Annotated in this window: 1 pseudogene; it reads right to left on the bottom strand. The window is 59.8% G+C overall.

Annotation, left to right across the window (positions count from 1 at the left end):
- Positions 1-152 precede the first annotated feature (152 nt).
- A pseudogene (locus tag ILT46_RS12015) lies at positions 153-416 on the bottom strand (transposase); the annotation flags it as partial.
- Positions 417-483 lie beyond the last annotated feature (67 nt).

Below are 483 nucleotides of genomic sequence, written 5' to 3'. Positions count from 1 at the left end.
GGCAGAAAGCCCGAAGCATTTATCTGGGAACGAGGCGCGCGGATCTCATCAAGGCCTGGCCGCAACAGCGGCCCACTCGCGAGAGGCCGGATACATTTGTGCAGACTGGCACCGTCAACACCGATCGACTCTTGCATGGACAGGGCGGGTCATACATTTTTTGCGCTGATCTCCTTGAGCATGGCGTTGTCGAGCATCGAGTCCGCCAGCAGCTTCTTCAGCCGCGCGTTCTCCTGCTCCAGCTGGCGCAGCCGCCGGGCATCGGACACCTCCAGCCCGCCATACTTGGACTTCAACTTGTAGAAGGTCGCCGAACTGATCCCGTGACGGCGACACACATCCGCCGTCGGCATCCCCGCCTCCTGCTCCTTCAAAACAGCGATGATCTGCTCCTCGCTGAACCTGCTCCGCTTCATCTCGTCCGTCTCCTTGTCGAAGGCCGGACTCTACTTATCACTGGAGGAAATCTAGGGGCTCAGACCA

The sequence above is a fragment of the Qipengyuania sp. YIM B01966 genome, from assembly GCF_016461955.1.
Taxonomy (GTDB): domain Bacteria; phylum Pseudomonadota; class Alphaproteobacteria; order Sphingomonadales; family Sphingomonadaceae; genus QFOP01.
This window is presented reverse-complemented; position numbering and strand designations above follow the sequence as displayed.